Genomic DNA, 1,318 nt, shown 5'->3' on the forward strand with positions numbered 1-1,318 from the left:
TTATGGGATGGACGCCTCCCTCCGAACCTTCAGAATGAAAGGCCACCAAAGGAGGAAGTCATGACATTCGAATTGCTCGCAATCGATCTCGGAAAGTCGTCGTTTCATCTGCACAGCATTGCTTCAGATGGCGCTATCTTGTCGCGCAAGGTCAGCAGATCGAAGTTGGCCGGGACTGTTAACGCACTCGCTCCAAAGACTATTGCTATGGAAGCTTGCGCCAGTGCCCATCACTGGGGACGGCAATTCAAAGACAATGGGCGAGAGGTCCTGCTCATCAACCCTCGCTTTGTGAAGCCCTTCGTTCGCGGCTCCAAAAACGACGCCGTAGATGCTGCGGCAATTTATGAAGCGGCGACCCGTCCGACCATGCGATTTGTGCCGGTCAAATCGACCACACAGCAAGACCTTCAGTCGCTGCATAGAGTTAGAGAGCGTATGATCATCCAGCGTACATCGCTGATCAATCATGCACGCGGTCTTCTCGCCGAATATGGCATCGTGTTGCCGCAAGGACCATGGCGTTTTGTATCCCAGGCGCCTGCGGCTGTTCAGAGCGCTGATCTCTCCGATCTCGGGCGCGAGCTATTCCTCGAACTACTCGACCAACTCACCGATGTGAATGACCGAATTGTCAAGATTGATAGGAAGGTTTGCGAGATTTGCCGCGAACGAGAGGATTGCCGCCGTTTGTCCGAACTGCCAGGCGTCGGTCCGATCATTGCAACGGCACTCGTTGCTAGCGTTGAGGACGGACGTCACTTTAAATCTGGGCGAGAGCTGGCGGCCTGGATCGGGCTGGTCCCGCGACAATACTCGACTGGCGGCAAACCACGGCTTGGCGGAATTGGCCGCCGAGCGAACCATTATCTACGTCGCCAGATGATTCATGGCGCACGTGCAGTTATCAGCCGACTTGCCAGTCACGATGATCGTCGATCTCAATGGCTGAAAGAGCTCGTCTCTCGCCGGGGTTATAACAAAGCGATCGTGGCGCTTGCCAATAAGACCGCGCGGATAGCATGGGCCCTGCTCACACGACAGGAGCGATACGCCGCACAATAGTCATTTGCCAATCGTTGCCGATGAGGCAATGATGAATGCGAGGTAAGAACTGATGGCGTAACGGCACGGACCGCAGCTTCGGATCCTGATTTACGACAAGGCCATAAAGGTCGATCATGTTATGAGGACAGAGGTAGCGGACTCCCATCAAGGCCAGGAGCGTGATCGCTCCAGCGATAGGCCGGATAGATTCACGCATCCAATGCCGAGTTGCCGCCAAATATTCTTCTCGCCCGGGAGGCGTCCATAGATT

2 protein-coding genes are annotated in these 1,318 nt (G+C 55.1%); one reads left to right on the forward strand and one right to left on the reverse strand.

The genetic code is table 11. The features are described 5' to 3' along the window. The first annotated feature begins 60 nt into the window (after positions 1–60). Positions 61–1,065, forward strand: coding sequence for an IS110 family RNA-guided transposase (locus tag JNB91_RS30240; protein ID WP_220329114.1), 1,005 nt, complete (start codon positions 61–63; stop codon positions 1,063–1,065). Here the strand turns inward: JNB91_RS30240 and JNB91_RS31835 are convergent. Further along, positions 1,034–1,318 (reverse strand): hypothetical protein (locus JNB91_RS31835; protein WP_220329115.1); only part of this gene is annotated, 285 nt, incomplete at its 5' end. The genes JNB91_RS30240 and JNB91_RS31835 overlap by 32 nt on opposite strands.

Source organism: Aliirhizobium wenxiniae, assembly GCF_019511445.1.
In the GTDB taxonomy this organism is placed as follows: domain Bacteria; phylum Pseudomonadota; class Alphaproteobacteria; order Rhizobiales; family Rhizobiaceae; genus Neorhizobium; species Neorhizobium wenxiniae_A.